At 57.5% G+C, this 4,407-nt stretch carries 5 protein-coding genes; 4 read left to right on the top strand and 1 reads right to left on the bottom strand.

Annotated elements, in window-relative coordinates:
• Together QVP94_RS09435 and QVP94_RS09430 are read left to right on the top strand one after the other, a co-directional pair.
• Positions 1-360 (top strand): ABC transporter permease (locus QVP94_RS09435; protein ID WP_502685441.1); only part of this gene is annotated, 360 nt, incomplete at its 5' end.
• A 244-nt stretch (positions 361-604) separates the two neighbouring features.
• Positions 605-1,270, top strand: a complete 666-nt coding sequence (locus QVP94_RS09430; RefSeq protein ID WP_005854666.1) for an ABC transporter ATP-binding protein — start codon at positions 605-607, stop codon at positions 1,268-1,270.
• 167 nt (positions 1,271-1,437) lie between these two features.
• On the opposite strand, the gene QVP94_RS09425 is transcribed toward QVP94_RS09430, so the two are convergent.
• A complete protein-coding gene (locus QVP94_RS09425) occupies positions 1,438-2,223 on the bottom strand; it encodes a DNA-binding domain-containing protein (protein ID WP_022192477.1) in 786 nt (261 codons plus the stop codon).
• A 141-nt stretch (positions 2,224-2,364) separates the two neighbouring features.
• On the opposite strand from QVP94_RS09425, the gene QVP94_RS09420 reads away from it, so the two are divergent.
• Both QVP94_RS09420 and QVP94_RS09415 read left to right on the top strand, forming a co-directional pair.
• The gene (locus QVP94_RS09420; protein ID WP_022192476.1) at positions 2,365-3,666 is read left to right on the top strand and encodes an ABC transporter permease; all 1,302 of its coding nucleotides are present in this window, start codon (positions 2,365-2,367) and stop codon (positions 3,664-3,666) included.
• Positions 3,667-3,675: 9 nt separating this feature from the next.
• On the top strand, positions 3,676-4,407 hold a 732-nt coding region (locus tag QVP94_RS09415; RefSeq protein WP_288213217.1), incomplete at its 3' end, for an ABC transporter permease.

Below are 4,407 nucleotides of genomic sequence, written 5' to 3'. Positions count from 1 at the left end.
CTGCTGAATGTCCTGCTCGGCGTGGTGGGAACCTTCTGGTATCGTACGCAACAAAGGAGCGCCGAGATCGGCCTCCGCATGGCGATGGGAGCCACCCGCAAGGGCATATTCTGGCAATTGGTGAAGGAGGGCTTGGCGCTACTCACCATCGCTTTCATCCCCTCTGCCGCCATCTTCGCCAACCTGCTGTATATGGAGGTGACGCAAGGCTCGGAGATACCGCCCGACATGGCCTCACGCCTGTTGTTCGGCTTCGTCTTCTCGTATGCGGTGATGGCCGCGATGATTGTCGTGGGAATCAGTTTCCCGTCTTACCGGGCCATGCGGATGCATCCGGCGGATGCCTTGCGGCAGGAATGATCGGACACGGACGGCACGGATGGCACGGGCATCCGTGTCCGGAAACGAACCGACTGTTCGGAAATGAACCAACTGTTCTATAATGGACAGCGCTTTTTCATAGAGATGCCATGGAATCAATGAGATACGTTTCTGGCACGTAATTTGCTTTTCGGTGTTAACGTCTAGCGATAGCAAGTGCTTAACGATAGTAAGAGTTGAACGATAACAAGAGTCAAACAATAACAATTAAAATATTACAGTCATGATCAAACTAACGAATTTACAGAAGATTTACCGTACGAAAGAGATAGAGACAGTCGCGTTGGAAAACGTGAACCTAGAGGTGCAGCAAGGCGAGTTCCTCAGCATTATGGGGCCTTCCGGATGCGGGAAGTCCACCTTATTGAACATCATGGGCCTGCTGGACCTTCCTACCTCCGGCACGGTCGAGATCAACGGCGTGAACACGGTAGGCATGAGCGACAAGGAGCTGGCCGCTTTCCGTAACAAGCAGTTGGGTTTCGTCTTCCAGAGCTTCCACTTGATCAATTCCCTGAACGTGCTGGACAACGTGGAGCTGCCACTTCTCTACCGCAAGGTATCCTCCTCGGAGCGCCGCAAGCTGGCCGAGGCCGTGCTGGAGAAGGTCGGCTTGAGCCACCGTATGCGCCATTTCCCGACGCAGCTCTCCGGCGGTCAATGCCAGCGCGTGGCCATCGCCCGTGCGATCGTAGGTAACCCCGACATCATCCTCGCCGATGAGCCGACCGGTAACTTGGACTCCAAGATGGGTATCGAGGTCATGGACCTGCTCCACCAACTCAACAAGGAGGACGGCCGCACCATCGTAATGGTAACCCACAACGAGGCGCAAGCCAAGCAAACCAGCCGCACCGTGCGCTTCTTCGACGGAAGGCAGGTGCAGTGAGGGTGTCGCATAGGGGGGATCTCCATGTGTGAGGCACCCCGGGTGACACCTTGCCTCATAGCTATGAGGTACGATACGTCAAACCTATGAGGCATGACACCTCAAAGCTATGAGGTACGATACCTCAAACGTATGAGGCAAGGTATCACCCGGGGTGCCTCGATACCTCATATCACGGTGAAGGTAAGCGTACCATACCGGGGCTCTTTATAGAGGTGATAAGTAGGGGTGAACTGGGTGCAGACGATGGCTTCCCACTCGCCTGCCCCGAAAGCGAAGCCGGGGACGAAGCAGAGCCGCTGCCCGCTGTTGACGAGCATATCGGCGGCGGGGTAGAAATGCTCGTCGCCGGTCTCGACGGAGCGTAGCGTAAGGCCCACCTCGGGAGAATCGCCCGCCAGCTTCAGCCTATCGCCATAGATGGAGATGAAGGGATGCTCGCCTGCGGGGAGTTGGTTGTAAGGCTCGTCGCTGTCGGACGTACGGGGTTGGATGCGGAGGCTGACGTAGGTGGGGCGGGGCATCGAGTTGTAGGCTAGCTGGTAGGTCTCGTTCACGGCCCGGAGGTTGCCCACCCGTTGTTTCAGTTGCGGCGCGGGGCGCAGGCGTGGGGCGAGCGTATGGCGGTCGGGGTCGAACTTCTCGTACAGGGTCTCGAAAGGCCCGTTCACGGTCAGTTCCGTCCGCCCGAAGCCGAAGTCCACGTTGTAGCCCTCCTCGATGGCGTCGTAGATCTCCCGCTTGAGGAGGTTGAAGGTGGTGATGAGCGTCTCCTTGCGATACTCGCTCCGTTTGTCTACGACACGGGCGGCGATGTCATCGATGCTGAGCGTACGTTGCCATACGACGCTTCCCTTATAGCTCGCGTTACCGGGCAGGTGGCTCTTGCTGACGCGGAGGCTCAGCTTGCGAAACGGCTTGGGCAGCTCCGACTTAGGTATTTCTTTATCCATGATCTCGTGGTTTAATGAATGATTGAGTGGCAAAGATAAGAAAGATAACGTGAATAGTATTTGGAAATACATGCCAAGCGTATAATAATTACGGAAAGCAGGCGGCAGATACCCATAAGACGAACTAACAAATAATGAACGATGTACAAAGTATACCTTAAACAAGCTTGGGCCTTGATGGGGCAGAATCGCTTCTTCACCGCCGTTTATATCATCGGTACGGGCTTGGCGATCTCGATGGTGATGGCCATAGCGGTGGTCTATCATATCCGGACGGCGAATATCGCCCCGGAGGTGAGCAGGGACCGGATGGGCTACGTATCGAACGTATCGTATGAGTTCAACGGGGGCAAAGGCTCGTTGAACAGCGGTTGCGGGCCCCGGTTCGTGAAGGAGGTCCTCTACGGCCTCGAGACACCCGAGAAAGTGGCGGTCACCACCAACGCCGCCATCATGCCTTACGAGGTGGGGGACATCTTCATCCAAGCGCCGGGTAGCGACGAGTCGCCGAAAGTACAATTGATGGGATGCGATGATGCGTTCTGGCAAGTCTACCGTTTCAGCTTCTTGGACGGGAAGCCGTTCGCCAGTGCCGAGTTCCTTTCCGGGATGCCCTGCGTGGTGCTCGACCGTTCCTTGGCACGCCGCCTGCTCGGGCGTACCGAGGTAGCCGGCCAGACCGTCTTGATCAACGATATAGAATATACGATAAGCGGCGTGGTGGAGGATATATCCGCCGTCGCTTCCGACGTTTACGCCGAGGCGTGGGTACCTTACACCTCGATGGCGAGTATCATGGATACCGCCTTGGAGGAGCGGGAAGGCTCGGCGGGACTGCTGCTCGCCAACTGCCTGCTGCGTGACGCCTCGGACCTTCCGGCCCTCTCCGCCGAGTTGGAGAAGGGAGTAAGACGCTACAACAGCGGCTTGCGGGAGGGACAGGTGAGAGTGGAGCCGCCCCGCTCGTTCGGCGACCGGTTATTGTCGCAGTTGTTCGGGCCGGAGACGTATATCGTCTTGGGCGTCGCCCTCTTCCTCTTCCTGCTAGTCCCGGCGCTGAACCTCTCGGGCCTGAACGCCTCGAGGATGCAAGACCGGGTGTCTGAGCTAGGCGTACGCAAGGCCTTCGGGGCGTCGCGGAAGACGTTGATGGGGCAGGTCTTCTGGGAGAACATGCTGCTGATGTTGCCCGGGGGCATGGCGGGATTGCTGTTCTCGTACGTGCTGGTGTTCGTATTCCGGGGCATCCTTCTTTCCCCCGGTTTGCATAGCATGGGCTCCGGGGCGGATAACGATATCTTCCTCTCGCCGGGGATGCTGCTGAATATGGAGGTGTTCGCCTACGCGTTCGCTGTCTGCGTGGCGCTGAACCTGCTCTCTTCGATGATACCCGCTTGGCGTACCGTGCGGGTGAGTATAACGGACGCGTTGAACGATAAATAGGATACGGCTATGGTAACACATCTATTAAAGTTGATAAGGTCCCGTTTGGGAGGAAGCTGCTGGATACTGGTGGAACTGCTGGTCGTATTCGTGATCCTGTGGTTCATGATGTACTACTTCGTGGCGCAAGGGATGCTGACGCGGATGCCGGTGGGCTTCAAGCTGGATCACGTGTACAACGTGACGCTCGCCATACGGCCGTCCGACAGTCCCTCGTTCATCGCCTACGAGGAGGGAAGCGAGGAGCCGGTGCGGAACATCGAGCGTATCGTGGAGCGTATCGAGCGGCATCCCGACGTGGAGGTGGTAGGGCTCTCGTACTATTCGCTGCCTTATACCGACTCGAACATCGGCAGCAGAGTCTTGAAAGACTCGATCAACCAGCGGGTGCGGGCAATGATCGTCTCGCCGGGGTATTTCCGGGTGTTCGGCATCCGCTCCGCTACGGGAGAAAGCCCGGAGAGACTGGGGCAGACCCTGTCGGGGCTTCGGGAGGGGAGGGAGATGATCCTCTCCGCCGATCTGGCGAGCAAGCTATACGGCCATACCGACGTGATCGGGGCCGAGATCTATAATTACAACGATACCGTGCCCTGTCACGTGATAGCGGTTACGGAGCCGGTGCGAAACTCCGAGTACGATTCCCGGAATCAGCATAGTGTCTTCTCTCCACTGGACTTGCGGGGGATGTCCGGCAAGGGCCAGTTGGACGAGAAGGGACTCATGCGGGTACAGATCACG

It is taken from the genome of Parabacteroides sp. CAG:2 (assembly GCF_000436315.1).
Classification (GTDB): domain Bacteria; phylum Bacteroidota; class Bacteroidia; order Bacteroidales; family Tannerellaceae; genus Parabacteroides; species Parabacteroides distasonis.
Note: the sequence above shows the minus strand (reverse complement) of the source record. Positions and strands in the feature narration are given on the sequence as shown.